Source organism: Campylobacter sp. MIT 12-5580, from assembly GCF_005406235.1.
Taxonomy (GTDB): domain Bacteria; phylum Campylobacterota; class Campylobacteria; order Campylobacterales; family Campylobacteraceae; genus Campylobacter_D.
Genome location: NZ_NXLK01000020.1, coordinates 1 through 1,086 on the forward strand (window position 1 = coordinate 1; position 1,086 = coordinate 1,086).

Annotated in this window: 1 protein-coding gene; it reads right to left on the reverse strand. The window is 32.4% G+C overall.

What is annotated here, in order from left to right:
• Positions 1-117: 117 nt before the first annotated feature.
• Positions 118-1,086, reverse strand: a 969-nt coding sequence (locus CQA38_RS09140; protein ID WP_137633693.1) for an autotransporter outer membrane beta-barrel domain-containing protein, incomplete at its 5' end; no start/stop codon positions are given.

The window sequence follows — 1,086 nt, forward strand, 5'->3', positions numbered from 1 at the left end:
CAAGCCCCATCATCATAAACAATCAAACAAGGCTTGCGTGAAAGAGTAAAAGTTAAGTTAAATAAAGCCTTAAAACACAAAGCTTAAACAAGGTAAGGACAAGCCTTACCTTAATCTTTAAAACCTATATCTAAGTTCTAAATTCCCACTCATATAAGTTTCATTCTTTTTATCAACCTTACCAGCTACAATTTGTTTTCCAGCAAAAGAAGCTGTAGCAGCAAAATTATCAGTGAAATTCATACTAGCACCTAAGATAAGCTGAGCATAAGTTTTAAGTTTATCATCACTTTGTATATTAAAACCTGTATTTGAACCTATAAAGCTAGCACTAAAATCATCACTTTGATTATATACAAATTGTTCTATCTTTGGTGTAGTATAAAAATAAGCAAATTCATTAAAATACTTTCTAAACTCAGCACCAAGTTCAACACTTATAGAGTTATTGTTTGCACTTTTTACATTTTTAGCCAAGCCACCTTGTTCAGTATATTCTGGAGTATGAGTAAGATAATAACTTGCTCCTACAAAAGGTTTGATAAAAAGTGTATCTTCACTCATAGCAAAGTTCTTACCAAGATTAGCATTTATTCCTGCGCTTAAACGAGAATACTCACTGCTTGAGTTTGAAATTCCTGCTAGGCTATAAAAGCTTTCTTGCTCAGTTGGTGCAACACCAAGATAGGCTTTTAAACCAAGTTCAAGATTATCACTAAAACCTATTGATGAATAAGTTCCTACTTGAAAATTGCTTGATTTTTGTTCCAAGCTTTTATCTTTTAAAGTAGCTTTTGCAAAACTTGCATAAAAACCAAGTATGGCATTATCTTTGATCTTTTTATCTACCCCTAAAGATACACCATATACTCCACCACTTTCAGAATCTATGATATTTACCCCACCAAATACATTTGCCCAACGACTTTGAGTCAAGTCATTTAAACCATAATCAAGTCTTACATCACTACTTCCACTAGCAAAATAAGCCTTACTTAGCTTTTTAGCATAGGCTAAATTTGCAAAAGGATTATTAAGACTTGCTAGTCTTGAACCTATAGCCATATCATTGCTTAGATTCATTGT